Annotated in this window: 19 protein-coding genes and 1 pseudogene; 3 read left to right on the top strand and 17 right to left on the bottom strand. The window is 37.6% G+C overall.

Translation table 11 applies throughout. The features are described from left to right. Both GNY06_RS15735 and GNY06_RS09365 read left to right on the top strand, forming a co-directional pair. Window positions 1-113, top strand: a pseudogene (locus GNY06_RS15735) (IS982 family transposase); the annotation flags it as partial. A 261-nt stretch (window positions 114-374) separates the two neighbouring features. Beyond that, entirely contained in the window at window positions 375-1343 is a 969-nt protein-coding gene (locus tag GNY06_RS09365) for an SDR family NAD(P)-dependent oxidoreductase (protein WP_166519842.1), read from the top strand. Between the two features lie 210 nt (window positions 1344-1553). On the opposite strand, the gene GNY06_RS09360 is transcribed toward GNY06_RS09365, so the two are convergent. Together GNY06_RS09360 and GNY06_RS09355 are read right to left on the bottom strand one after the other, a co-directional pair. Beyond that, window positions 1554-3170 carry an AMP-binding protein gene (locus tag GNY06_RS09360; RefSeq protein WP_166519841.1) on the bottom strand — a complete coding sequence of 539 codons (1617 nt, stop codon included), beginning with the start codon at window positions 3168-3170 and terminating at the stop codon, window positions 1554-1556. Between the two features lie 335 nt (window positions 3171-3505). Next, a complete protein-coding gene (locus GNY06_RS09355; RefSeq protein ID WP_166519840.1) occupies window positions 3506-3943 on the bottom strand; it encodes a MoaF-related domain-containing protein in 438 nt (145 codons plus the stop codon). 331 nt (window positions 3944-4274) lie between these two features. On the opposite strand from GNY06_RS09355, the gene GNY06_RS09350 reads away from it, so the two are divergent. After that, entirely contained in the window at window positions 4275-5075 is an 801-nt protein-coding gene (locus tag GNY06_RS09350; RefSeq protein WP_166519839.1) for a patatin-like phospholipase family protein, read from the top strand. Window positions 5076-5077: 2 nt separating this feature from the next. On the opposite strand, the gene GNY06_RS09345 is transcribed toward GNY06_RS09350, so the two are convergent. The 15 genes from GNY06_RS09345 to GNY06_RS09275 all read right to left on the bottom strand — a co-directional run bounded on the left by GNY06_RS09345 (window position 5078) and on the right by GNY06_RS09275 (window position 25042). Beyond that, window positions 5078-6427: a DEAD/DEAH box helicase gene (locus tag GNY06_RS09345; protein ID WP_166519838.1), complete on the bottom strand. Its 1350-nt coding sequence runs from the start codon at window positions 6425-6427 to the stop codon at window positions 5078-5080. 21 nt (window positions 6428-6448) lie between these two features. Then, window positions 6449-8098, bottom strand: a complete 1650-nt coding sequence (locus GNY06_RS09340) for an ABC1 kinase family protein (protein WP_166519837.1) — start codon at window positions 8096-8098, stop codon at window positions 6449-6451. 32 nt (window positions 8099-8130) lie between these two features. Continuing rightward, complete coding sequence (gene guaA, locus GNY06_RS09335) at window positions 8131-9660, bottom strand: glutamine-hydrolyzing GMP synthase (RefSeq protein WP_166519836.1); 1530 nt, start codon at window positions 9658-9660, stop codon at window positions 8131-8133. 146 nt (window positions 9661-9806) lie between these two features. Beyond that, the gene (gene purD, locus GNY06_RS09330; protein WP_166519835.1) at window positions 9807-11054 is read right to left on the bottom strand and encodes a phosphoribosylamine--glycine ligase; all 1248 of its coding nucleotides are present in this window, start codon (window positions 11052-11054) and stop codon (window positions 9807-9809) included. Window positions 11055-11169: 115 nt separating this feature from the next. After that, window positions 11170-12684, bottom strand: a complete 1515-nt coding sequence (gene purH, locus GNY06_RS09325) for a bifunctional phosphoribosylaminoimidazolecarboxamide formyltransferase/IMP cyclohydrolase (protein WP_166519834.1) — start codon at window positions 12682-12684, stop codon at window positions 11170-11172. Window positions 12685-12817: 133 nt separating this feature from the next. Next, window positions 12818-13393 carry a phosphoribosylglycinamide formyltransferase gene (gene purN, locus GNY06_RS09320; protein ID WP_166519833.1) on the bottom strand — a complete coding sequence of 192 codons (576 nt, stop codon included), beginning with the start codon at window positions 13391-13393 and terminating at the stop codon, window positions 12818-12820. Window positions 13394-13400: 7 nt separating this feature from the next. Further along, window positions 13401-14402 (bottom strand): phosphoribosylformylglycinamidine cyclo-ligase, encoded by a 1002-nt coding sequence (purM, locus tag GNY06_RS09315; protein WP_166519832.1) that lies wholly within the window; start codon window positions 14400-14402, stop codon window positions 13401-13403. Window positions 14403-14662: 260 nt separating this feature from the next. Next, window positions 14663-15214, bottom strand: coding sequence for an NADPH-dependent FMN reductase (locus GNY06_RS09310; RefSeq protein ID WP_166519831.1), 552 nt, complete (start codon window positions 15212-15214; stop codon window positions 14663-14665). A gap of 122 nt (window positions 15215-15336) precedes the next feature. Then, window positions 15337-16833, bottom strand: coding sequence for an amidophosphoribosyltransferase (gene purF, locus GNY06_RS09305; protein WP_166519830.1), 1497 nt, complete (start codon window positions 16831-16833; stop codon window positions 15337-15339). 36 nt (window positions 16834-16869) lie between these two features. Then, the gene (gene purC / locus GNY06_RS09300; protein ID WP_166519829.1) at window positions 16870-17592 is read right to left on the bottom strand and encodes a phosphoribosylaminoimidazolesuccinocarboxamide synthase; all 723 of its coding nucleotides are present in this window, start codon (window positions 17590-17592) and stop codon (window positions 16870-16872) included. A 157-nt stretch (window positions 17593-17749) separates the two neighbouring features. After that, the gene (locus GNY06_RS09295) at window positions 17750-21442 is read right to left on the bottom strand and encodes a phosphoribosylformylglycinamidine synthase (RefSeq protein ID WP_166519828.1); all 3693 of its coding nucleotides are present in this window, start codon (window positions 21440-21442) and stop codon (window positions 17750-17752) included. 115 nt (window positions 21443-21557) lie between these two features. Continuing rightward, window positions 21558-22985, bottom strand: a complete 1428-nt coding sequence (purB, locus tag GNY06_RS09290; protein WP_166519827.1) for an adenylosuccinate lyase — start codon at window positions 22983-22985, stop codon at window positions 21558-21560. 254 nt (window positions 22986-23239) lie between these two features. Then, a complete protein-coding gene (locus tag GNY06_RS09285) occupies window positions 23240-23683 on the bottom strand; it encodes an NUDIX hydrolase (protein ID WP_166519826.1) in 444 nt (147 codons plus the stop codon). Continuing rightward, window positions 23659-24240 carry an LOG family protein gene (locus tag GNY06_RS09280; RefSeq protein ID WP_166519825.1) on the bottom strand — a complete coding sequence of 194 codons (582 nt, stop codon included), beginning with the start codon at window positions 24238-24240 and terminating at the stop codon, window positions 23659-23661. Before GNY06_RS09280 ends, GNY06_RS09285 begins: the two co-directional genes overlap by 25 nt. 232 nt (window positions 24241-24472) lie before the next feature. Then, a complete protein-coding gene (locus tag GNY06_RS09275) occupies window positions 24473-25042 on the bottom strand; it encodes a thioredoxin family protein (RefSeq protein WP_166519824.1) in 570 nt (189 codons plus the stop codon). Window positions 25043-25537: the final 495 nt, after the last annotated feature.

The raw sequence follows: 25537 nt of genomic DNA, 5'->3' as shown, positions 1-25537 counted from the left end.
TTGATGGCTTTAAGAACAGAATATTATCTAAGATAATGGCTATGACTGTTATACAATGCATTAATAAACTAAACAATAGAAATATTAACAACTTAAAAACTCGTATTGCTTAAATGCACCACGGGTATAGTAATGTAAAAAAATATTGCCTTCAAAATTTCTGTTTTTAAAGAAAGCTACGATGATCTGGGGAATATTTTATTTTTACTCCTGATCGCCTATCCGTTTCAATATCCATTATAAATCAACCTCATCTATTAGGTCATATTATTTGCATAACGTCTTCCGATTTATAAAATATAGACCGAGATGATTTACAATATGAGACCACAAATCATAAAAATAAAATAATAGTTTAACCAAACACCTAAACAATGGAAAATTCAGAAAAAAAGAATTCAAGAAGAGATTTTATGAAAACAATAGGTTGGGCATCCGCTGCTATTGCAACATCAAGCCTACCTTTAAAGGGATCTGCACTCAATAGGCAAAAGAAGGTTCAAACCATTCAAAAAATTGCTGTCATTAGCGGTGCAGCCAGAGGAATTGGGAGAGCAACAGCTGTAGAGCTAGCCCAAAAAGGAATGCACATATGGGGAATAGATATTTTAGGAAAGGTAAGCGATTACACTCAATACGATCCTGCTGATGAAAATGACATGTTAGAAACTAAAAAGCAGGTGGAAGCTATGGGCGTAAAATTTAATTTTTCAAAAGCCGACGTACGAGATCTGAGCAGGCTTAAAGAGGTGGCACAAGAAATAAAATCTCAATACCACAATATTGATTGTGTGGTCGCGGTAGCAGGTATCCAAACTTTTAGCAAAATTTTAGACTCACAAACACAAGATTGGAGGGATACATTAGATGTTAACGTGATCGGTGTTGCCCATACCATTATTGCGTTTACTCCTTTAATGATGCCCAAGAAAAAGGGGAAAATCGTGATTATTTCCTCTACACAAGGAATGAGAGGGATGTGGAGCGGAGCGGCTTACGCGGCTTCTAAATGGGCCCTTATCGGACTTGCAAAATCATCTGCTATGGAACTGGGCGAATACCATATCAATGTAAACGTAGTCGTGCCTGGTTTAATCTACACTAAAATGACAAAAAATCTAAAACGTTTTCAAGTTGCCATGGGCCCTGGATATGAAAATAAGCTGGTAACGGAAGAACAAGTGAAAGAAAGATTAAAAACACGCGATATATTAGGCGTTCCATGGTTAAAAGCTGAGGAAGTATCGCCTGTTATTGCTTTTCTGTGCTCGGATGATGCGAACAAGATCACAGGAGCCGTATACGATGTGGCAGCTGGAACGAGTACGATCTATACTTCTTAATTTTAAGATAACCTCAATCTTACCCCACCCAATAAAGCGAAACTCGTGAATTTCGCTTTATTTTTTTAGGGTATCATTTTATTAAATCATATAATTTTCTCCTCCGGATATTGCTGACTGATTTAAGTTTCTATCTATAACTTTATTCAATGAATTCAAACGAATATAATTTATACTGCGCTCGTGAAAAAGGGTTTGTTTCTTGGCACATTATTTCTTGAGTCCTAATTCTTTTACTGAGATTTCTCTCATTTCTACTTTCCGCACTTTACCCGATACCGTCATGGGAAAAGCCTCCACAAACTTCCAATACTGAGGTATTTTATATTGCGCAATTTTCCCTTTACAAAATGCCTGTAATTTTTGAGAGTCTGCCCTACTCTCTTTTTTCAATTTTACCCAAGCCATTACAGCTTCCCCCATTTTTTCGTCAGGCACTCCGATTACCTGCACATCTTGCACATCTTCATGTGTATAGAGATATTGTTCCACTTCTAAAGGTGATATATTTTCACCCCCACGAATAATAATGTCTTTTATCCGGCCTGTAATTTTTATGTAGCCCTCCTCATCCATAGTGGCCTCGTCTCCACTATGCATATAGCCATCGGCATCAATAACTTTTACAGAGGCTTCGGCATTTTGCCAATACCCCAGCATCACAGAATATCCTTTTGTGCAAAGCTCACCTGCTGTACCAATAGGAAGCATATCTCCTGTGTTGGGATTTACAATTTTAATTTCCAAATGCTCGTGAATAGTCCCTACCGTGCTAATTTGTTTCTCTAAGGCTACGCCTATTTCAGTTTGACAACTCACAGGCGAAGTCTCTGTCATGCCGTAACAAACGGTAACATCTTTCATATTCATTTTTTGCTGCACCTGTTTCATAATTTCAATAGGACAGGGAGAACCTGCCATTACCCCTGTACGTAATGATGATAAATTGAATTGAGAAAAATTTGGTAATTGCAATTCAGCAATAAACATCGTAGGCACACCATAAAGCGAAGTGCATTTTTCTTGTTCTACGATTTGCAAAGTGCTTTCCGGATTAAAACTTTCGCCCGGAATCACCATGGTGGCGCCGTGAGAAGTGCAGGCTAAATTCCCAATAACCATTCCAAAGCAATGAAAAAACGGAACAGGAATACACACGCTGTCCTGTTCTGTATATTTTAAGCGAATGCCTATAAAATATCCATTGTTTAAAATATTGCTGTGCGAGAGCGTAACCCCTTTGGGAAAACCTGTGGTACCAGAAGTATACTGGATATTGATAGCATCATTAAAATGTAAATCTGTCTCAGCAGCGTGTAACTCGGCCTCAGAAATTTTATCCCCAGTTTCTACAAACTTATGCCAGTTTTTATCGAAAAAAATGACTTTTTTTAATTGAGTATTTGGCAATATTTCTTTTACCATCTTTTCATAATGACTGGTTTTAAATTTTCTTGCAGAAACCAACATAACAGCTCCGGATTGATTTAATACATATTCCAGTTCCGAACTCCTATAAGCAGGGTTTATATTGACCAAAATCACTCCAATACGGCAAGCTGCATATTGCAACAATACCCATTCATAGCGATTCATAGCCCAAATAGCCAACCTATCACCTCTTTTTATACCGCTTGCTAAAATAGCTTTCGCTACTTGTGAAGTTTGTCTCCACAATTCACTATAGCTTGCTCTATAATTCTGAAACGGAGAAACTAATGCCTCGTGATTAGGGTAATTGGCAACTGTATTCCTTAAATTATCTCCAATGGTTTCCTGCAGCAGTGGAGGCATGGTTTCGCCTTTGATATAAGAATATTTTTTCATGTTTATAAAAATTATGTATTATAATAGAAAATACAGCTATACGCACTAGCATTTGCTTAATCTTCATTCATTTAGGCGACACCAAAAAAGTGTTTATAGCATTTCTTCCAAGGTAGATCATTTAGTATTATGTTGATGTGATAATGACTTTATTTTTTACCCTTTTTATAGGAGTATGAAAAAACTAACTAACACTATAAAAAGATTTTACGGATTTAATTTAATAAATTTTTGCTGACTCACTTTCTATAAAAAATTATCTAATCGTAATGAGTGGGCCATCTGCTAAATCAGGAATCTGACGTTATGATTCGTTAGCTCTCACAGTTTATAATTTAATTTATAATCATCCATTTCCCTTCAATCAAATTGGAGGATCGTTTTCCCCTGGAGCTATTCTCATCTCCATAGGTAATAAAGGCAGTAACGCGACCTTTCTCCATATCTACTACCTGGCTCACACTCATGCCGCTACTTTCAATCCAGTTGATCAAAAACTGTGTAGAACTTAACTGCTTATAACTAACCTCCTCATCACCCTCAGCCACTTTTCCTTGATTTGTAAGCGTTTTCCAATGCAACTTTCGGTCTGAAATATAGTGGACTTCAGCCTCGAACTCAGGATAAGTCAATTTCGCTTTTTTACCCAACAATACATAATTTTCTGTTTTGGTATTCTGTTCTACATTTTGCGCTTCAGCTTTATTGGAAGAATTACATGCCGTTAAGCAGACCAAGCTTAAAAAAGAAAAAGCCACTATTTTTGTTATCATATTGCTCTATTTTTAAATTATTTTTGTTTTTTAATGAATATCACAGAAAAGAGAGAACTCCTCGATAAGCAGAGAGGTCTCTACTCATGGGGTTCTATAATCAATATTTCAGCCTTTTCATGAGAAGGCTATCTAAAAATAAATATACACTATTTTAGTGATGAGCGCTTAATCGTTTTCTATAGAAGATACACTACAAAAAAAATCTCACTTTCAATACTGCATCTTAAGACGAAAAATTAACCCCGGAAAGATACGTGTCCATATAAGCCTTCGACTTGGTGGAACGTTTTTTGTTGAATGATAAGCCATTTATCTATACTTGAAAAAATTGGAATCTCAAAAAAATATCACTTTAGTACTTTCAGGTGGCGGAGCCAGGGGGTTGGCCCATATAGGAGTTATAGAAGAACTCGAAAGACAAAATTTTAAAATTAACAGTATTATCGGTACTTCCATGGGGGCTTTAATCGGCGGATTTTACGCTATGGGGAAGTTAGAGGAATTCAAAACATGGATACTGAAGCTCAATCGCTATAGCCTTTTGCGACTTCTGGATATATCCTTTAAAAACGGAGGGGTTATCAAAGGAGAAAAAACGCTTAATAGCCTGCGCAATAGCATTCCGGGTAAAGATATTGAGACGTTAGAAATCCCTTTTGCCTGCGTGGCTACCAATCTTAAAACCAATCAAAGTGTGTTATTGGATTCTGGAAACATTTATGATGTAATAAGAGCTTCTATTGCGATTCCTCCTATCTTCACACCAGTTATTAAAGATGATATGATACTGGTAGACGGTGGGATACTGAATAACATCCCTACAGATTATGCCCTACAGCGACAAATACCCAATAGCAAAATTCTCGCTGTAGATGTTAACAGTCGAATACCTTTTAAGGGCAAAACACTTCCGACTTTGCCCAGATTAAATATGTTAAGATTAACCAACCACATTATCTCCTTAATGGTAGAGAGCATTGGTAGTTTTAATATAGATCAACATCCCCCCGATTTTATGATTAATACCTCAAGATACTCCTGTGAACTCTATGCATTTTTTAAGGCCAAACATCAGATCGAATACGGGCGAAAATGTGCTAGAGAGCAATTGGCCAGCTATCCTTATTAATTTTATTTTTTCTTTCGCGCTTTTGCTTTCTTTTTCTGTTGGTTACGGTTTACAGATTTAGTCTTAGGCGGCTTTCTTTTCGTAGGACCTCCAAGATTAATTTTTTTATTCTTATCTTTCTTTTCATGAAAAGCTCCTCCACCTTCACTGATATTGGGTGCTGAGGCTGGATTTTTCATCTTTACCACCTCTTTTTCGGCTTCAATTTTCTTAGGGTTAATCCTTACATCATTAGGAAAAGGGAGAAACTCGAGCTCTTTATTCATCAGTACCTCAATTTCCAATAGGCAAACTTCTTCTTTTTTAGTAACGAAAGATATGGCTATTCCAGCTTTATCAGCACGCCCCGTACGACCTATTCGATGGACATATTGCTCGGGAACCTCCGGAATTTCAAAATTAAATACATGGGTAATATTGGAAATATCCAAGCCTCTTGCCATCACATCTGTGGTAATTAACCCCCTCACCTCTTCCGTTTCAAATTTATGCATAGCCTTCAATCTGTAATTCTGAGATTTATTGGAATGAATAACATCAAACTGCTCTGGATAAAGCTCGTCTAGAGTATTGAAAAGATAATCGGCATGTTTTTTATTATTAGCAAAAACAAGCACCTTGGACATACTTTGATCATTTTCTAAAAGGTACTTTAGAAGATTGATTTTGGTATTAAAATTTTCCACCCTATAGGCTAATTGGTTGATTTTCTCTAAGGGTGTTCCCGATTTGGCCAGACTAATTTCTTCGGGTCCATTAAAATATTCCTCCAACATAGTGTCTACAGCCTCTGTCATCGTCGCCGAAAAAAGTATATTTTGTCGTTTCGGGCGCAATATTTCAAATATATGGGTAAGCTGATGTCTAAAACCCAAATTGAGCATTTCATCAAATTCATCAATCACAAGTTGTCGAACCTCCTTCAGGCTAATGGCATTATCTATAGCTAAATCTAAAACACGCCCTGGAGTTCCTACTAAAATATCGCAGCCCTTATCGAATAAAAGCTTTTGAGTATTGATATTTTTACCACCAAAAACGCCTATCACACGCGCTGATAAGTTTGCTGTTAAACCTTCCAATATATTAGAGACTTGCACCACCAGTTCACGGGTAGGAACCAGAATAAGAACTGTAGGATTCCCCGTCTTAGCATATTTCCACATTTTGAGGACCGGCAAAAGATAGGCTAAAGTTTTTCCGGTTCCTGTCTGGGCTATCCCCATAACGTCTCGGCCCGATAAAATCGTTTTAAAACTCTTCAACTGAATCGGTGTAGGCACGCTAATTCCGTTTTGCTCTAATGCCGAAAAAAGATTTTTAGGTAGATCGAAATCCTCAAATGTTATCATTGCGCAAAGATAGGTGATTTTTTATTTACTTTTCCTCAGCAACCGCAAGCTTAGAACAACCAAAATAACCAATGAAAGAAGAATACCTATAAGACCTAGAACGGGAATACTTCCTAATAGAGGTCCTACACCAGCTCCCCAGAGAATAGCTGTAGCAATAATATGTGTACAAAGTATAAGCGTCAGAATAATATTGTTCGCCGCTCTTTCTAAAATTTTGTTGGTCTGTGGTAGATTTTTAATTTCGGTATTAACACTAAGGCTGCCTTCTCGCGTTTTTAATAAAACAGAAGTGATCTCGCGAGGTAGGATATCTATATATTCTCCTATTTCTTCTGCTCTTTTCACTCCTTTGTTTAATAAGTAGGTGGGACTAAGTCTCTTTTTTAGTATTTTTTTTACATGAGGCTCCACACTTTTTACTAAATTCATTTCAGGATTTATTTTTCGACCTACACTCTCTATAAGGCTGATCCCCCTTACTAAAAGATAAAAATACTCGGGCATCTCTATTTTATTATCGGTAAAGATTACTCTAAACTTCTTTAATATAAAACCCACATCAATTTTATCAAGGGCTGAATTGTGCACAAAATCCAATATCTCTTGGATCTCATATTCCAGCTTACGATCATCCTGAATCTTAATTTCAATCGCCATATTTTTTATAGTCTCCACCAATTTTTTAGGTCGCTTAGCGATAAAGTGAATGACAAAATTTTCTAACAGTTCTTTATCAGAGGGGTAAATGGTACCCATGGCTCCCAGATCTATAAAGACAATTTTGCCATCAGGTTTTACCAATATATTTCCGGCATGGGGATCCGCGTGAAAAAAACCATAATCCAAAATTTGAGATAAAAATAACTGAAGCCCTTGATCTGCGATGATTTCAGGAACTAAACGATAATTCCTCAAGCCTGTGATATCTGTTACTTTAACTCCTTCTATAAATTCCATACAAAGCAGTTCATTGCTGCAAAGTTCTTCATACACTTTGGGCACATAAGTACAGGAATTATGCCGAAAGTTAAAAGCCAACTTCTGAATATGATCTTTTTCCTGAAGTAGTGATAATTCTGCCAGTAAAGATTTTTCAAAGGCAGCAATGGCTTTATGTAAATTGAGATCTTGTGCAAATTCAAAATAAGTATGGATGATTTTAGCTAAATCCTTCATCAACAACAGATCATCTTCAATAATGGACTGAATTCCGGGACGCTTCACTTTTAAGACAACAGGGCTACCATCTTTAAACACCGCTCTATAGACCTGCGCAATAGAAGCAGCAGCAATAGGTTGGTGGTCTATAGACTGAAATACCTCGGAAGATCGCATCCCCAGCTGACTTTCCAAAATAGCCTCCAAATTGAGCTCCTGTACCTCTACGCGATCCTGAAGTTTCTGTAGCTCTTCAATCATTTTTAAAGGTAAAATATCTTCTCTACTGCTAAATGCTTGTCCTATTTTAACAAAAAAAGGCCCCAGTTCTTCTAGAGCCATTCTCATACGTTCGTATAGGGTATTGGATGTATTTCCCTCATCAGAGAGGGTGATTTTATCGGAAGCAGGCCTCCCTATTCGGGATACTATATCTTTAAATCCATACTTCGTCAGTACGGATATAAGCCGACTTGTACGTTTTAATTTCCTCTGTTGTCTATTCAACATGGTAATAATCTTTTAAAATAAATATTCAAAAATTATTCCCATTCAATAGTTGCAGGAGGTTTGCTGGAAATGTCATAAGCCACGCGATTAATACCCCTTACCTCGTTAATAATTCTATTGGAAACATTTTCCAAGAAATCATAAGGAAGTTTACTCCAGGTTGCTGTCATAAAATCAATGGTGTTTGCAGAACGCACCACCGCCGTATATTCATAAGTACGTTCATCCCCCATCACGCCTACGGATTTTACGGGAAGTAAAACCACAAAAGCCTGAGAAACCTTTTCATATAAATCGTTTTTATAGAGTTCTTCTATAAAAATATCGTCTGCTTCCTGCAATATTCTAACCTTTTCTGCATCTACTGCTCCCAAAACGCGAATCCCCAATCCAGGCCCCGGAAAAGGATGCCTATAGACTAAATGATGTGGGATCCCCAATTCTTCGCCTACTTTGCGCACTTCATCTTTAAACAACTCTCTGAGAGGTTCCAAGAGTTCTAATTCCATTTCTTCGGGTAGGCCGCCCACATTATGATGAGATTTGATGACTGCCGAGGGTCCTTTTACTGACTGAGATTCGATGACATCAGGGTAAATAGTTCCTTGCGCCAAAAATTTAGCCCCTTTAATTTTATGTGCTTCGTCATTAAAAACAGCCACAAATTCATTTCCAATAATCTTTCTCTTTTGCTCCGGATCATCGATTCCTGAAAGCTTGGTTAAAAATCGCTCGGAGGCATCGATATGTTTGATATTCATATGAAAATGAGCCCCGTAATTCTCCATCACTTTTTGGGCTTCATCCTTTCTCAATAAGCCTGTATCTACAAAAATACAGGTGAGCTGATCCCCTATGGCTTTATGGATTAGTACGGCTGCCACGGATGAGTCTACCCCCCCAGAAAGGCCTAATATGACTCTTTGATCTCCTACTTTTTCTTTAATTTCTGCTACGGTTCTGTCGATATAATTGGTCAGTTCCCAATTTTTTTCTGCCCTACAGATTTCCAAAACAAAATTTTGTAAAATCTTATTGCCCTCCTCGGTGTGGGAAACTTCGGGATGAAACTGAACGCAATAAATCTTTTTGTCTTCATTAGCCATCGCTGCTATCGCCCCCGATTTTGCAGCAATAGCAAATCCGTTGGGAACGTCTTTTACTTCGTCAAAATGACTCATCCACACAATGGATTTTTCTTTTACGCCAGCCAATAAAGAACAAGTTTTTACAATTTCGAGATCAGCCTTTCCATATTCTGCTTTTATACCCTTAGTCACGACACCTCCTAATAAGTGAGCCGTTAACTGCATTCCATAACAAATTCCTAAAATAGGGATCCCCAATTCGAAAATTTCTTTTGAAATAAGATGAGCGCCTACCACATTTACCGAAGAAGGTCCACCTGACAGAATAATACCAAAGGGATTCTTAGCTTTTATTTCTTCTACTGATGTGTAATAGGGAACAATTTCAGAATACACTCCCATCTCCCTCACCCGTCTGCCAATTAATTGATTGTACTGAGAGCCAAAATCTAAAATAACAATTCCTCTTTGCATTTGTATAATTTGTATAAGTATTATATAATCGATGATGTAAAAACCTATGCACGGAGTTTTTTAACTCTGCGCATTAAAAAAGGCTACATTCATCTTTTAAGCGATTAAAAAGCGAATAACTTTCCCTGAGCAGGAAAGTTATTAATTTATTTTTTTTGTTCGAACAGCCCTATGTCATGCCTATAGAAACCGTAATCAAACGATATTTTTTTTATGTTATCATACACCTGTTTTCGAGCAGCCTCATAGCTATCACCAAAGCCTACTACATTGAGGACTCTTCCGCCAGTGGTATAATAATTGTCGCCTCCTTTCCTTGCTCCCGCCATTAGGCAAAGAGCCTCTACGTTATTGAGACCTTTTATCTTAAGACCTGTCTCTATATTTCCGGGATAACCTCCGGAAACCATTACCACACAGACTGCTTTTTGATCAGCAAATTTAAGTTCCACGGGTTTTCCTTCCATACAATCGTTGATGACATCTACAAGGCTATTTTCTAGAAGGGGCAATAAAGCTTGAGTTTCGGGGTCTCCTAAACGCATATTGTACTCTAAGAGATGACAACCTTCTGGAGTGACCATTAATCCAAAATATATAAAGCCTTTAAAATCAAGATTCTCTTTTTTGAGCCCTTCTATAGTCGGAAGCATAATATTTTTCTCAAAATCAGCATAATGCATTCCGTTAAACTCCGGACTTGGAGCAACCGATCCCATACCGCCCGTATTCATTCCTTGGTCTTTTTCGCCCACTTTTTTATAATCTTTTACAGGAATACAAGGAAATAATGTTTCTCCATTCGAGAAGCAAATGATAGAAGCTTCAAAACCCTGTAAAAAATCTTCAATAATAATCTTGATCCCAGCGTCGCCATGAATTTTTCTAATCATAAAATCATGTACCACAGCATCAGCTTCTTCGAGGTTTTCACAGATTACCACTCCTTTTCCCCCAGCCAAACCACTGGCTTTAATAACCAAGGGGAAGTTATGATTTTTAACATAATCTAAAGCTTCCTGATAGACTTCAAATACTTGAGCTTGGGCCGTTTTAATGCCGTAAGTTTGCATGAATTTTTTTGAAAAAGCCTTTGAGCCTTCTAAAGATGCTGCTTTGGAATTAGGCCCAAAAATTTTAAGTCCTTCTGCTTTAAATTTATCTACTATACCTTCTACCAAAGGCGCTTCTGGTCCCACAATGGTCAGGTCTATTTTTTCTCTTATCGCAAACTCTACCAATTCGGGTATAGAATCTTCATATATATTTTCACCGTATTCTTGTGTAGAAGCATTTCCTTTTGCGAAAAATATTTTTTTTACTTTCGGATCATTCTTTAATTTCCATCCGATTGTGGCCTCGCGCCCCCCCGTACCAACGACTAATACTCGCATAATTTAGCTATATATTTTTATTAAAACTGAAGACTTTACGCTACACTTTTGGCAGTGTGTGACCAAAGATAATATAAAATCCTTTTTTTTTCAAGAAAGAAAAAGTTAATTACTGTTAATGTAAAAAATGTCGCATTCCTGTAAACAACATGGGAATTCCATGTTCATTTGCGGCCTGAATGCTCTCTTCATCACGTAAAGATCCTCCCGGCTGTACAATGGCTTCTATACCTTCTTTTGCACAAAAATCGACCACATCTCGGAAAGGGAAAAATGCATCAGAGGCCAATACGAGATTTTTTCCGAGTTTGGATTTAGCTCTTTCCACAGCCTGTTGGGCTGCCCAAATGCGGTTCACCTGACCTCCTCCAATTCCGATGGCTTGTTGACCATTGGAAACCACAATAGCATTTGATTTTACATATTTTACTACCCTTTGGGAGAATAATAAAGCCCGTTTTTGCTGTTCTGTAGGTTGTGTATGCGTGACCACATCAATCTGATCTGAAAAGTCAACATCCGCATTTTGAACCAACATTCCTCCATCTATTTTCACCCATACTTGCTGATCTGAAACAGGATTTTTTATTTTGATAATGCGAAGGTTTTTCTTTTTCCTGAGAATATGGAGTGCCGTGTCATCAAAATCGGGAGCCATTACAATTTCTAAAAAAGTTTCATTTAGAACAGAGGCTGTGGCGGCATCTACTGTAAAGTTCATGCCTACGATTCCCCCAAATATAGAGATGGGATCGCACTCAAAGGTCTTTCGATAAGTTTCTGCTGCCTCAGCACCTACCGCTACCCCACAGGGGGTAGAGTGCTTTACTGCACAACAAGCCATCTCTCCTTTAAACTCACTGACCACCTTCCAACAAAGGTCCATATCTCTAAGGTTATTAAAAGATAGCTCTTTACCTCCTAGTTGTTCAAAATCCTTTAACGCTCCTTTTTCTACGGTAGACACATAATAAGCCGCAGACTGGTGAGGGTTTTCACCATAACGAAGATCGGTTACTTTCTTATAAGAAGCGTTGAGATACTGAGGATATTCTTCATCCAAAAGCATTTTGGAAATCGCTGCATCATAAGCTGAAGTGAGATTAAAGACTTTTCCTGCAAGCCTTTTACGGGTTTCCAGCTTAGTACTTCCGGAGTTTTCAATTTCCTCTTGCACCTTACTGTAATCTTCGATTTCTGTGATAACGCTCACATCGAAGAAAGCTTTAGCTGCGGAACGCAACATAGAGGGGCCTCCTATATCAATAAATTCTACTTTTTCTTCTAGAGGCATTTTTTTATCAGCATTTTCAAAGAAGGGATAAAGGTTAACAATCACCATATCGATTAATTGGATATCGTGTACTTCCAGCGTTTTCATATGCTCTTCATTGGAACGAATGGCTAAAATGCCTGCGTGTACTTTTGGATGTAAAGTCTTCACCCTTCCATCCAACATTTCTGGAAAGCGTGTTACCTCATCAATGGGAAGGGGATGTAATCCTGCTTCCTCAAGATAGGTAAAGGTCCCTCCTGTGGAGATCAGTTCATAATCGTTTTTTTCCAAAAATTTAGCAAAATCCACTAGTCCTCTTTTGTCAGAAACACTAATTAAAGCTCTCTTTTTCATTTTTTTTTACTTTTCACTTTTTGGTAACCGTAACAAATACTAGGTATTTGTTACGGATCACCTCTTTCACTTTTTTACTTTTTACTTTTGGGCAATATCCGCCCCATCTATTTCAAATCACTCTTTCTCAATTTTATTCTTTCCAGCCTTTTAGAAGCTTTTCTATGGCTTTAGGAAAAATTTCATATTCAACACCATGGACTTTATGGGCTATATCTTCCGGAGTATCGCTTGGTTGCACTACCACCTTCCCCTGCAAAATAATTTCCCCCGCATCTACTTCAGGTGTCACAAAATGCACAGTAGCTCCCGTCTCTAAATCCCCAGCTGCTTTTACAGCCTCATGTACATGCATTCCCCACATCCCTTTTCCACCGAATTTTGGGAGTAAAGAAGGGTGAATATTGATGATTTTCCCCCTCCAGTTATAACAAAAATCGGAAGAAAGCAGAGAGAGAAAGCCTGCTAACACGATAAGAGCCGTATCTGGGGGAAGACAAGCCTCCAATTGGGAACAAAAATCGGTTCCCCTCTTAATTTTATGGAAAGGAATACCTGCACTTTCTGCGCGCTTTGCTCCATAACATTCACGATCGGCAATTACCATGCTGATCTCAGCATTTTGTATTTCCTGATTGGAAATGGCCTCTATAATCCGTTGAAGATTACTGCCTGAACCGGAGATTAAGACTACTATTTTTTTTTTCATATCTGTTTTAAGAAGCCTCGCTAGAATGAAGGATTATTTTCTCATTACCCTCTTTTATCTCGCCTATAACATATGCTTCGGGTAATAACTCTAAAGCTTTTTGCACATGAGAAGGATCTAACACAACTACCATACCTACTCCCATATTAAACGTTCCAAACATTTCTTCCCTCTCAATATGGCCGCGGCTCTCCAACTCCTGCATAATAGATGGTATTTTTATGGTGGAAGTATGAATATTGGCACACAATCCTTGGGGGATAATCCTCGGCACATTTTCATACAGCCCTCCCCCTGTAATATGAGCAATCCCATGGAGAGGCAAATCTCTCATTAATGTATGAATACTCTGGTAATACAATTTAGTAGGTGTTAAAAGGGTTTCATAAAGAGGTTTCCCTTCAAAATCCTCATGAATATCCGTGAAGATTTTCCGAATCAAGGAGAAACCATTGGAATGAAATCCAGAGCTCGGTAAGGCGATAATGATATCTCCATTTTTTATTTTAGATCCATCGATGATCTGATCTTTTTCTACAATACCCACGCAAAATCCAGCAACATCGTAATCCCCCTGCTTATACATTCCGGGCATTTCTGCTGTCTCTCCCCCTATAAGGGCACATTGATTATCCTTACATGCATTCACCATACCCAACACAATCTCAGCAGCAACATCGGCCTCAAGCTTTCCACAAGCGAGATAATCTAAAAAGAATAGAGGTTGGGCCCCATGACATATAATATCATTGGCACACATAGCAAAGCAATCAATTCCAATAGTTTTATACTGTTTAGTGTCCAAAGCAATTTTAAGCTTAGTGCCGACGCCATCAGTACCACTCACCAATACAGGTTTTTTATATGCTCCTATCTCATAAAATGCTCCAAAGCTTCCGAGATTATTTAATACGTTCGGCACATGAGTTTCACCAACGGCTTTTTTTATTTTATCGACTGTTTTATAGCCTTCTTCTTTATCAACGCCAGCGGATTTGTAGGTATTCATCTTACTTTTATTTTTATTGATATACACATTAAGAGCTAACCTAATGTTTTTTTATTTTAGTTTTTTATTAAAACTTAAATAAAAAAGCCGACAAACACTCATGGAGCTTGTCGGCTTTTTTCTATCTCAGATCTAGAGGGCATCCCGCCTTTTCTATGGCTGAGCTTAGACGAAACATCCCTGTAATCTGCTTTATAATCTTCACTTTCGAATTTTGATGTGCGAATTTAATAAAATTTAACTTAAAATCCTACTAAGAATTATACATTAACTTTTAATTCAAATCTCTCTTTTATCTTTCCAATTTTATAAGCTAATTCCTTAGCTTTTTCAACGTTTACAATCCCTTTTTCAGGATCGAAATTATCTTTAAATTTTGGTAAAGTAAATGTTTCTACCACCTTTCCTCCGCTATAAGGAAAACGAGCCGTAGCGGCCTCTAATACATTTATGCCCCCTTTAGGGCCTGGCGCTGTAGCCATTAAAAATATATCTTTATCTCCCCAATGAGGTCGACCAGGAATACGCGATATCCAATCGAAAATATTTTTAAATGCCACTGTATAACTACTGTTATGTTCGGCCAACGACATAATAACCAAATCAGCCGCATCTATTTTCTCTGCAAAATCCTTTGCTTTCTGAGGTACACCAAACTGTTGTTCCCGAGCAACCCCATAAATAGGCATTTCGTAATCATTGAGATCTAAAACCTCCACTCCCTGGGTTTTAAATTCCTTCGCTACATACTCGACTAATATTTTATTAATAGATGACGGCGAATTACTCCCGGCAAAAGCTAGTATTTTCATGTTTTTTTGTTAAGTTGAAAGTAAATCACAAAATTATACAAGTTCTCAGAATATACAGAATCAAATCTTCATAATTTTAGTAACTCTACCAGGTATACATTTCTTTGCTTTAAATTCTCCGCTTATTCGTCTACATAATCCTCAAGCTGATCCGTATTTTCTATGGGATATTTCTCAGTAAAACATCCGAAACAATGGTCCGAATTGCCTAAAATTTGTTTTAAATTGTCCATGCTCAAAAATTCTAAACTATCTACTCCCAGATAATTCTTAAGCTCTTCTTTAGACATATTGGCCGATATTAAATCATCTTTTACAGGGGTGTCGATACCCAAAAAGCAAGGGGCTATGATAGGGGGAGACACACTCCTAAAATGGATTTCTTTGACGCCCGCATCTTTAAGTATTTTGACCAACCGCTTAGAGGTTGTTCCCCGCACTATAGAATCATCGAGAATAACCACTCTCTTGCCTTTAATTTCGGAAATAATCGGATTAAGCTTAAGGTTTACAATCCTCTCTCTCATCTCTTGTGTAGGAACGATAAAAGATCTGCCTATATAACGATTTTTAATCAGTACCGGACGGAAGGGAATTCCTGAGGCTTTGGAGAAACCTATGGCCGCAGGTACCCCCGAATCGGGAACTCCAATAACGATATCGGCTTCTATAGGTGCCTGTTCCCATATTTTCTCGCCCGATTTTTCGCGAACCTCATGTACATTGATGTTTTCTAAACTCGTATCGGGACGTGCAAAGTAAATATACTCGAAAGCGCAAATTCTATTCACGCAATCGTTTTTTACCATATAGGATTTTAAGCCTTCGTTTTCTGTGGTAAATACCAATTCGCCAGGGCGAATATCTCGTACATATTTGGCTCCCATGGCATCCAGAGCACAGGTCTCGGAAGCCACCACATAAGCATCCTCACCAATAACCCCCAATACCAATGGTCGGATTCCATTAAAATCTCTGAAAGCAAAGAATTTATTGCGGGTCATCCCCACAACTGAATAAGCTCCTTCTATACGATGCATTGCGGTCTTTATAGCACCCCGAAGCCCTAAATCTAAATTTTTCTGGATCAAACGGAGGATAACTTCTGAATCGGAAGTCGCCCTAAATACGACACCTTCTTTCTCCAATTCTTTTCTTAACTTTTTGCCATTGGTCAGATTTCCGTTATGTGCAATAGAGAGAATGATTTGATCGTATTCGTTTTTTGCAAAAAAGGGTTGGAAATTATATTTTTTCTTATCTCCAGCAGTGGTATAGCGGGTATGACCAATAGCCGCATTCCCCATATAAAGTTGAGGGGTTGCAATACTCTTAAATACATCCAATACCAAGCCTTCATCTTTATAAGACTCAATCTTTCCCTCCTTTAGTACAGCAATACCACAAGCTTCTTGCCCCCTATGTTGTAAAGCAAATAAACCAAACTGCGATAAAGAAAAGGTATCGATATCTTGATAGGAATACATTCCCATAATCCCACATTCTTCTGTAGGCTGATCTTCCAAAGCATCATTTTCCTGCTTTAAAACATTCCGCCGATAAGCCCGATCTTTAAACTGCTTTAAGTACTCTTGTCTATGAATTTTTAAATCTTTCATTTTCCAACAGATTCTCGTTTTAATGCCGAGATTTTATTATTTATTCAATACCTTTTTTAAGCGTGTATAAATCTCCTCATACGCTTGGGTTACCTCTCCTAAATCTCTTCTAAAACGATCTTTATCTAGTTTTTTCATGGTGTCTTTGTCCCAAAGCCTGCAGGTATCGGGGCTGATCTCATCTGCCAAAACAATCTTTCCTTCATTTGTTTTGCCCATTTCAATTTTAAAGTCGACCAGAATAATATTCATTTTACTAAAAAGCTCGTTCAAAAGCTCGTTAATCTTAGCGGTGAGTGTATACATTTCTTCTAATTCTGCATAAGTGGCTGCCCCTAAGCAAACAGCATGGTGATCATTAATCAAGGGATCTCCCAGCTCATCCTTTTTATAACAAATATCAAAAATAGTCACTGGAGATTTCATACCTTCTTCTAATCCAAGTCGCTGAGCCATACTTCCGGCTACATAGTTTCTTACGATGACTTCCAGAGGAATGATATCCACTTTTTTAACCAACTGCTCTCTATCGTTCAACCTGCTTATAAAATGGGTGGGGATGCCTTTTTCAGTTAAGTATTCAAAAATTAAAGTAGAGATCAAATTATTCAGCTGACCTTTTTTATCCACCTGACCTTTTTTTTGATTATTAAAGGCTGTGGCATCATCCTTATAGCGTACAACTACTTCTCCAGCATTTTCAGTTGCGAACACCTGTTTTGCTTTTCCTTCATAGAGCATTTCTTTTTTCTGACTCATGATTTTTCATTTTTTTAGGGACAGAAACATCCTAATCCCATTTTCACTTTTTATTAAACTTATATTTTTATTTACTAGCACTAAAATGGCTTATTTATGATCTTGCAAATTTTGAATACCTTTTTTAATGATCATCTTACCTGTAATTTATATTTTTTTAATTTCTAAAATAGTCTACTCCCTTTTTAAATATATTATGATAGTTAGCTCCCGGGATATTTTTCATTAATCCTTCTGCAAAACGCTCAGGATGTCCCATGCGTCCATAAATTTTTCCACTCTTACTGGTAATACCTTCAACACCGAAAAGCGATGCATTAGGATTAAAAGGCATGCCATGGGCTACCTGACCCTCTAAATCTACATACTGAGTAGCAATCTGAGCATTTTTATAGAGTACTTCCAAAGTTTCTAAAGGCGCATAAAAGCGACCTTCACCATGAGATATAGGAATTGTAAAGAACTGGCCTTTAGTTCCCTGCAACCATGGACTATGATCACTTAGCACTTTTACGTGAACCATCTGAGAAATATGTCTTCCGATAGCATTAAACGTCAGAGTAGGAGAATCGGCATCTAAATCGCGGATTTCGCCATAGGGCAATAAGCCTGATTTTACTAAAGCCTGAAAGCCATTGCAAATTCCTAAAATAAGCCCATCTCGATCCAGCAATCGTTGTACCGCTGATCGTATTTTATCATTTTTCAACACATTGACCATAAATTTCGCAGATCCATCTGGCTCATCTCCAGCACTAAAACCTCCGGCAAAAGTTAAAATCTGAGCCCTATCAATTTCCCGTACCCAGGCCTCTAAACTCTCATTAATTTTGCTCTTGCTCAAGTTAATGAATGGCAAACTACTCACCTCAGCTCCCTCTTTATAGAAGGCGTTTAAAGTTTCATACTCACAATTGGTACCCGGAAATAAGGGAATAAATACTTTTGGATTGGCGATCTTATGGGATATAATTTCAATGGGTACTTTTGAAATACCTTCTAATTTTCCTTCGAAAGTTATCCGTTCCGCCTGTCGTTCCTCTGTAGGAAATAGCCTACTGAAGGTATCTGTCCACGCTTGAAGTAAATCATCAATACAAAACTCTAATCCATTTATTATTAAAGATTTGGATTTCTTAATTTCACCTATTTCCTTAAATAAATTGTTTTCTATGTTTACCGTAGTTTCTATTACCAGACTGGCAAGGTTCTTCTCCAAAATATTTTTTGTATCTGCAAAAACCTCAGCGCCTAAATGATTACCAAAACTCATTTTGGCCAGTGCCACTGCAAGCCCTCCGTCTTTGAGCGTTTTAACGGAAACGATATTTCCCTTTTTAATTTCCTGATGTATGAAGTCATATACTCTCTTGAGTTCTTCGTAATTCGGTAAAGCATTTTCTAAAGCCTGATGTTGATAAAAGTAAAGCCTGTTTCCTGATTTCTTAAACTCAGGCGAAACAATGTTCTTCTTAAGTCCATCGGCACAGGCAAAAGAAATTAAAGTGGGGGGCACATGAAGATCTAAATAGGTACCAGACATACTATCTTTACCCCCTATGGCTGCAAGTTCCAGATTAACTTGAGCGTTATAAGCACCCAAAAGCGAAGCCAAAGGCTTTCCCCATTTATCAGATCTGTCCCCAAGTTTCTCAAAATATTCCTGAAAGCTTAATCTAATTTTTCTATAGTCTCCTCCCATAGCGACAATCTTAGCTACGGACTCTACCACTGCATAAGCTGCTCCCACAAGGGAATTCATCGTGGAAGTTTCAACATCGAACCCCCAAGAAGCTAAAGATACAGTCTGTATATCTTTAGCACCTTCTACAGGAAGCGTTTGTACACTTCCCTCCATAGGGGTTAACTGATGCTTCCCCCCTAGGGGCATCGCTACGGTAGTGGCGCCCACAGAAGCGTCGAACATTTCCATCAAACCTTTCTGTGAGGCCACGTTTTTATCTCGTAAAGCTTGCAGGAAATTGTCCTTAGTAAAAGATTTTTCAGCATAGCTTACTTTTTTAAGATGGTTGACTAAAACTTTTTGAGATTTTTCACAACCGTTGGTGTCTAAGAAGCTACGGCTAAGATCTACAATTTTCTCTCCTTTCCAGAAGATCTGCATGCGGCCGCTATCCGTTACTGTGGCTACCTGTACAGCATGTATATTTTCAGCTTCACAGCATTGAATAAACGCTTCTTTATCTTGTGGCGATACCACCACGGCCATTCTCTCCTGAGATTCGGAGATCGCCAACTCTGTGCCGTTTAATCCTTGATATTTTAAGGGAAGAATATCGAGATTAATTTCCAAGGAGTCTGCTATTTCTCCTATGGCTACAGAAACCCCACCGGCCCCAAAGTCATTTGATTTTTTAATCAACCGAGTTACTTGTGGTTTTCTAAAAAGCCTCTGTATCTTGCGCTCCTCGACAGCATTTCCTTTCTGTACTTCTGTGCTTAAGCTATGTATACTGGTTTCGTCCTGCTCCTTGGAGGATCCCGTAGCTCCACCTACTCCATCACGTCCTGTAGCTCCCCCTAAGATAATAACACAATCTCCATTTTGTGGTGGCTCTCTGCGCACCCAATCATTAGGTACCGCTCCCACGACAAAGCCTACTTCCATACGCTTCGCTTTATAAGCTTCATCATAGATCTCATTCACCATGGTTGTGGCCAATCCAATTTGATTCCCATAAGAGGAATAACCCTGAGCCGCGTGTTTGGAAATCGTTTTTTGAGGAAGTTTTCCTGGGAGAGTGTCTTCTATAGGCTCCAAAACGTCGGCAGCCCCCGATAATCGCATCGCCTGGTATACAAATGACCGACCTGATAAAGGATCGCGTATCGCACCTCCTAAGCAAGTAGAGGCTCCCCCAAAAGGTTCTATTTCTGTAGGATGGTTGTGGGTTTCATTTTTAAAGAGGAGGTACCAGGGTTGCTTTTTACCGTCATATTCTACCTCTATCTGAATCGTGCAGGCATTTATTTCATCGGAAAGCACTAGGTTTTCGAGTTTGCCCGTCTTATGAAAATATCGAGCACACACCGTGGCAAGATCCATTAAAGATATAGGTTTGTGTTCTCTTTTTAGAATCTTCCTCTTTTCTAAATAATCATTGAAAATAGCTTCGAGTGTTTCTTTAAATTCACCCTCAAAACGAATATCTGTTAGCCTTGTTTCAAAAGTCGTATGACGACAGTGATCGCTCCAATAGGTATCTAAAACCTTAAGTTCAGTCTCGGTAGGATCTCTCTGTTCGGTCTTAAAATAGGCCTGGATAAATTCTAAATCATCCAAACCAAAAGCAAAGCGATGCTCTTTATAAAAATCATGGAGCGCCTGAGTACTAAAATCCGTAAAACCTTTATATACAGGAACGGCTTTAGGCGGTATTTGCGCTGGAATTTCTAAGCGGGATAAATCTTTTTCTCTAGACTCAACTTTATTGATTAAGAGTTTTTTTATAGGGGGCAAAGCCTCCGCTTCAATGCCTTTTATTTCTATCAGTTTTCCACTGCGAACAAGAACATTTTCAGCATTTGTTAAGATGGAAATACATTGTTGTGCCGAATCGGCTCGCTGATCGTATTGCCCAGGTAAAAATTCGGTAGCCAACGCACATGCTGTTACTGGGTTCCGGAGATGAAGAATATCGGTTACAGGGTCTACAAATATACTGTTCACGACACTATTAAAGTGTTGATCTTCCAAACCAAAAATATCATAAATATTATAAACTTTTACCGATTTTATATGGGGGAGTATTTCTTTTATTTCATCAAAAATTTTTGGACTTTCAACATCAAAAATTGCTTTTTTCTCAACAAAAATTCTGTAATTCATTTTAAAGTTATATGGTATTTTTTTATATGAAGGTCTGGACTTTTATAAGTCGGTTTCATTTTTTTAATTCTCTGTTAAAAAATAAAAAATTGCAACGCTAGGCTGCAATTTTATTTTAAACTTTAAGTTCTGTTTCTATACCCATAAGGCTGGAATATGTATTTAGAATAGGCTGTACTTCATTCTTGACAAATTCTGAAGTCTGTATAGGTGCAAAACCTATAAAATTCTTCGGGTCTAAAACGGAGGCCAGCTTAGATTTATCAAGCCTCAGTCGCTCATCTTTCATAATTCTATCGAGCAGATCGTTTTCTTTTCCCTCTATTTTAACTTTTTTGGAAGCCTCCATAGAGTGTTGTCGAATAATTTCATGAATTTCTTGTCGGTCTCCTCCTGCCTTTACTTCTTCCATAATAATATATTCAGTAGCCATAAAGGGTAATTCTTCCATAATATGTTTATTGATACGGTTTTCATAAACCACGATTCCGTTTAAAACATTATTCCAGATTAATAAAATAGCATCTACGGCTAAAAAAGCCTGGGGTATGGTAAGTCTTTTATTGGCAGAATCGTCCAAAGTCCTCTCAAACCATTGTGTGGCCGCCACCATGGCAGAGCTATTGCTGAGCGACATTACATATTTGGCCAAAGCTCCTATCCTCTCGCAACGCATAGGATTCCTCTTGTAAGCCATAGCTGAAGAGCCTATCTGATCTTTTTCAAAAGGTTCTTCTATTTCCTTCAGATTCTGCAACAATCTGATATCATTGCTAAATTTATGTGCTGATTGTGCTATATTAGAGAGCAAAGCCACAACCTTAGCATCTATTTTCCTGTCATAGGTCTGTCCTGAAACGCCAAAAACTCGCTCAAAACCAAAACGACGCGATAATTCCTGATCTAATGTTTTTACTTTTTGATAATTACCATCAAAGAGCTCTAAAAAACTGGCTGCTGTTCCTGTGGTTCCCTTTACACCTCGAAAACGCAGGCTATTGATAAAAAATTCCAATTCTTCAAAATCCAAGATTAAACTCTGCAACCACAGTGTCGCTCTTTTTCCCACTGTAGTGAGCTGAGCGGGTTGGAAATGAGTAAAGCCTAATGTGGGAACATCTTTGTATTTTAAAGCAAAGTCAGAAAGAGCTTTTATCACATTGACCAATTTTTTACGAAGAATCAACAGTCCATCTCTCATTTGGATCAGATCGGTATTATCTCCTACAAAGGCAGAGGTCGCTCCTAAATGAATGATGCCCTTGGCTATGGGTGCTGCATCTCCATAGGTATGAACATGCGCCATCACATCGTGTCGAAATTTTTTCTCGTACTGTGCGGCTTTGTTGTAATCAATATTGGTTTCATTGGCTTTTAAGGCAGCGATCTGCTCGTCGGTAATCTCTAAACCCAGATCTTTCTGTATTTCTGCAAGTGCTATCCAAAGCTTCCGCCAATTCTGAAATTTGTTGTCGTGCGAAAAATTAAACAACATTTCCGCACTAGAATAACGTTCTTCCAGCGGATTTTTGTAGGTATTCATTCTTTACTTTTATATTAGAGCAACAAAAATACAAATATCTTTTGCAATCTAAAAGATCCTAATCATGTTTATTAAATTCTTTCGTATATTTTACAGTTCAATGATTGTTAACTGATTAAATCCTTATCAAAATAATGCACACTATGGATGGAACTTTCTATTTTATATAACACAATATCAAAAAATCCTTTTTAATGATGCGATATTGAATGCCCACCACTTTCTTGCATAAGCCATAGGAATAAGTGTCTAATTTATATTATTATTTTGTCCTTTCTTAATTGATGAAATACCTGTAAAACGCCTGATACCTGGGCGGATTCCAATTGATAGGCTTGCATGTCAAAAAACTTCACCTCTTCTATTTCTTTTCCAGGTTGAATGTTTTCCTTCAGTTCATAAATAAAACAATCTTGCTCCATAATAATATGGGGCTGTTCACCGTAAGCAGGCGCTGTGATATGGCAATAGAGCTTCAATAATTTAGGATTTAAAGTGATATTAAGCTCTTCCTGTATTTCTCTTTGCAATGCTCCTAAAGAATTTTCTCCGCTATCGATTTTCCCTCCTGGAAGATACCAAGCTTTTTTATTTTTACTATAGGCCAAAAGCAATTTATTATCCCTGATTACAATTAAACCCGCAGTAGGCAATGTTCTGTTTACTCCTAAGTCTAAGTTTTTTTCTGATTCATCCATTTCCCAATGTTAATGGCTTTATAATTTTTCATTTTACGCAATAGATCCTCTATACTATCGCTTATTATAATCTGTTTTTGGTTGATCGGTTTTAAAAATCCATTGTTCACCATGGTCTGTGTAAAGGATAAAAGCGGATCATAAAACCCATTTATGTTTAAAATAGCAACGTTTTTTTTGTGTAAACCCAACTGTGCCCAAGTTAGCACCTCAAAGAATTCTTCCAGCGTGCCAAAACCTCCAGGAAGTGCTATAAATCCATCTGAAAGTTCGCTCATTTTGATTTTCCGTTGGTGCATGGTTTCCACCAATATAAGTTCACTTAAATTTTCGTGTGCAATTTCCACTTCTTGTAAGAAGAAGGGCAAAACCCCTATAGTTTTCCCCTTATTTTCAATCACTCCATTGGCTATAGCAACCATTAAACCTACCTTTGCCCCTCCATACACCAGCTCAATATTTTGTTGGGCTAAGATTTTACCTATTTCATATGCGCGTTCTGTATATATGTTGTCTGTACCACTATTGGACCCACAAAATACGCTTATTCTTTTCATTTTTTTATTTTTTAGACTGATCAACAGCCAAAGGATTGTATAAAATAAAATAAGTAGTTTCTATTTTTTTAATCCACAACATGTCAGCCTTACTTTTTTAAGCAATCTAGATTTACCGTTGGTCCTACACCTCCTATATAATTTTCAACAGAAGTAAAACATGAATTCCACAACTAAAAAAAGTGAATATCCGCACAGGGATGACGAGTCATCCCTGTGCGGATAGATAAAATTATGCTTTAGGTATCCAATCTTCAAGAAACTTCTTTACTTTCTCTAGACTATAGCCTTTTCCTTCTTCCAAAGCCCCGCTATCCTGAATATGAATTTGTTTTCCGTGATCATCTAAAATAATAAATACCGGATAACCATACTTGTCTCCGGGATTTCCATATTGTGCAAATACTTTCTGATTTTTATTTTCAGGAGAAAAATTCAAGTGGTAATAGAGATAATTATCTTCTACTATCTTCTTCAGTTCGGGAGTGTTTTGTACATAGTTATTAAATCGCAAACACCATATACACCAATTGCCTCCAGCCTGTAATATTATATTTTTATGTTGCTTTTGCGCCTGCTTTACTAATTCCGAAATTTTAGCTTCGGCATTTTCCTCGGGATGATAAGGTTTAGGCAGCCTATGCTTCTCCATGGTGATGGCTTTTTTAGCTTCTTCTTTTACAGCAGTGCTATCCTTAATTTTGTCCGATTCATTCGCGAGAGCCTTCTCTTTCTTGTGGCTGCAGGCCACGCCTAATACCAGCATACCAGAAAGCCCCCATAGTCTTATTTTTTTATTCATATCAACTTTTATATCAAAAACAGGAAAAGAGCTCTTAAAGACCTATCCCATTATTTTTTGTAACAAATATAAATTAATAGAATGGATTTTAATTTATTTCTATAAAAACATTCTCAATCTTTATTGAGCGCCTTCTAAAATAATAGAGATATAATTGTCGCGTTTTTTTTTGATTAAATTATTAATTTAGAAAAAGGAAGATTTAGAACCTCGGATTTTATTTGCCTTAAAATCGTATTTTGTAATATACACTTTAGCCATGCTAATAGAATAGATAAGCTTAAACAAACCGATCTTAAAAAAAACCGGCGCCTCCTAGGTTTAATTGATAAACTGTTCGTTCAATAAATTCTCTTGGTAAAATTAGGTGAATTCGTCAATACTTAATCTGACAGTTGTAATCAAATTAAAAAACTGTTAAAACAGATTAAGTATTATGACACCACAACAAAAAATCATCAAAAACAAGTTATGCTTACTTGAATTAGCACAACA

The sequence above is a fragment of the Elizabethkingia argenteiflava genome (assembly GCF_009904105.1).
In the GTDB taxonomy this organism is placed as follows: Bacteria; Bacteroidota; Bacteroidia; order Flavobacteriales; family Weeksellaceae; genus Elizabethkingia; species Elizabethkingia argenteiflava.
The sequence above is the reverse complement of the archived record's forward strand: the minus strand, read 5'-3'. Positions and strand labels throughout refer to the sequence as shown.

Bases quoted from the DNA above. Each gene is read 5' to 3' on its own strand.
- GNY06_RS09365 (WP_166519842.1), top strand. From the start codon at position 375: ATGGAAAATTCAGAAAAAAAGAATTCAAGAAGAGATTTTATGAAAACA.
- GNY06_RS09360 (WP_166519841.1), bottom strand. From the start codon at position 3,170: ATGAAAAAATATTCTTATATCAAAGGCGAAACCATGCCTCCACTGCTG.
- GNY06_RS09355 (WP_166519840.1), bottom strand. From the start codon at position 3,943: ATGATAACAAAAATAGTGGCTTTTTCTTTTTTAAGCTTGGTCTGCTTA.
- GNY06_RS09345 (WP_166519838.1), bottom strand. From the start codon at position 6,427: ATGATAACATTTGAGGATTTCGATCTACCTAAAAATCTTTTTTCGGCA.
- GNY06_RS09340 (WP_166519837.1), bottom strand. From the start codon at position 8,098: ATGTTGAATAGACAACAGAGGAAATTAAAACGTACAAGTCGGCTTATA.
- guaA (WP_166519836.1), bottom strand. From the start codon at position 9,660: ATGCAAAGAGGAATTGTTATTTTAGATTTTGGCTCTCAGTACAATCAA.
- purD (WP_166519835.1), bottom strand. From the start codon at position 11,054: ATGCGAGTATTAGTCGTTGGTACGGGGGGGCGCGAGGCCACAATCGGA.
- purH (WP_166519834.1), bottom strand. From the start codon at position 12,684: ATGAAAAAGAGAGCTTTAATTAGTGTTTCTGACAAAAGAGGACTAGTG.
- purN (WP_166519833.1), bottom strand. From the start codon at position 13,393: ATGAAAAAAAAAATAGTAGTCTTAATCTCCGGTTCAGGCAGTAATCTT.
- purM (WP_166519832.1), bottom strand. From the start codon at position 14,402: ATGAATACCTACAAATCCGCTGGCGTTGATAAAGAAGAAGGCTATAAA.
- GNY06_RS09310 (WP_166519831.1), bottom strand. From the start codon at position 15,214: ATGAAAATACTAGCTTTTGCCGGGAGTAATTCGCCGTCATCTATTAAT.
- purF (WP_166519830.1), bottom strand. From the start codon at position 16,833: ATGAAAGATTTAAAAATTCATAGACAAGAGTACTTAAAGCAGTTTAAA.
- purC (WP_166519829.1), bottom strand. From the start codon at position 17,592: ATGAGTCAGAAAAAAGAAATGCTCTATGAAGGAAAAGCAAAACAGGTG.
- GNY06_RS09295 (WP_166519828.1), bottom strand. From the start codon at position 21,442: ATGAATTACAGAATTTTTGTTGAGAAAAAAGCAATTTTTGATGTTGAA.
- purB (WP_166519827.1), bottom strand. From the start codon at position 22,985: ATGAATACCTACAAAAATCCGCTGGAAGAACGTTATTCTAGTGCGGAA.
- GNY06_RS09285 (WP_166519826.1), bottom strand. From the start codon at position 23,683: ATGGATGAATCAGAAAAAAACTTAGACTTAGGAGTAAACAGAACATTG.
- GNY06_RS09280 (WP_166519825.1), bottom strand. From the start codon at position 24,240: ATGAAAAGAATAAGCGTATTTTGTGGGTCCAATAGTGGTACAGACAAC.
- GNY06_RS09275 (WP_166519824.1), bottom strand. From the start codon at position 25,042: ATGAATAAAAAAATAAGACTATGGGGGCTTTCTGGTATGCTGGTATTA.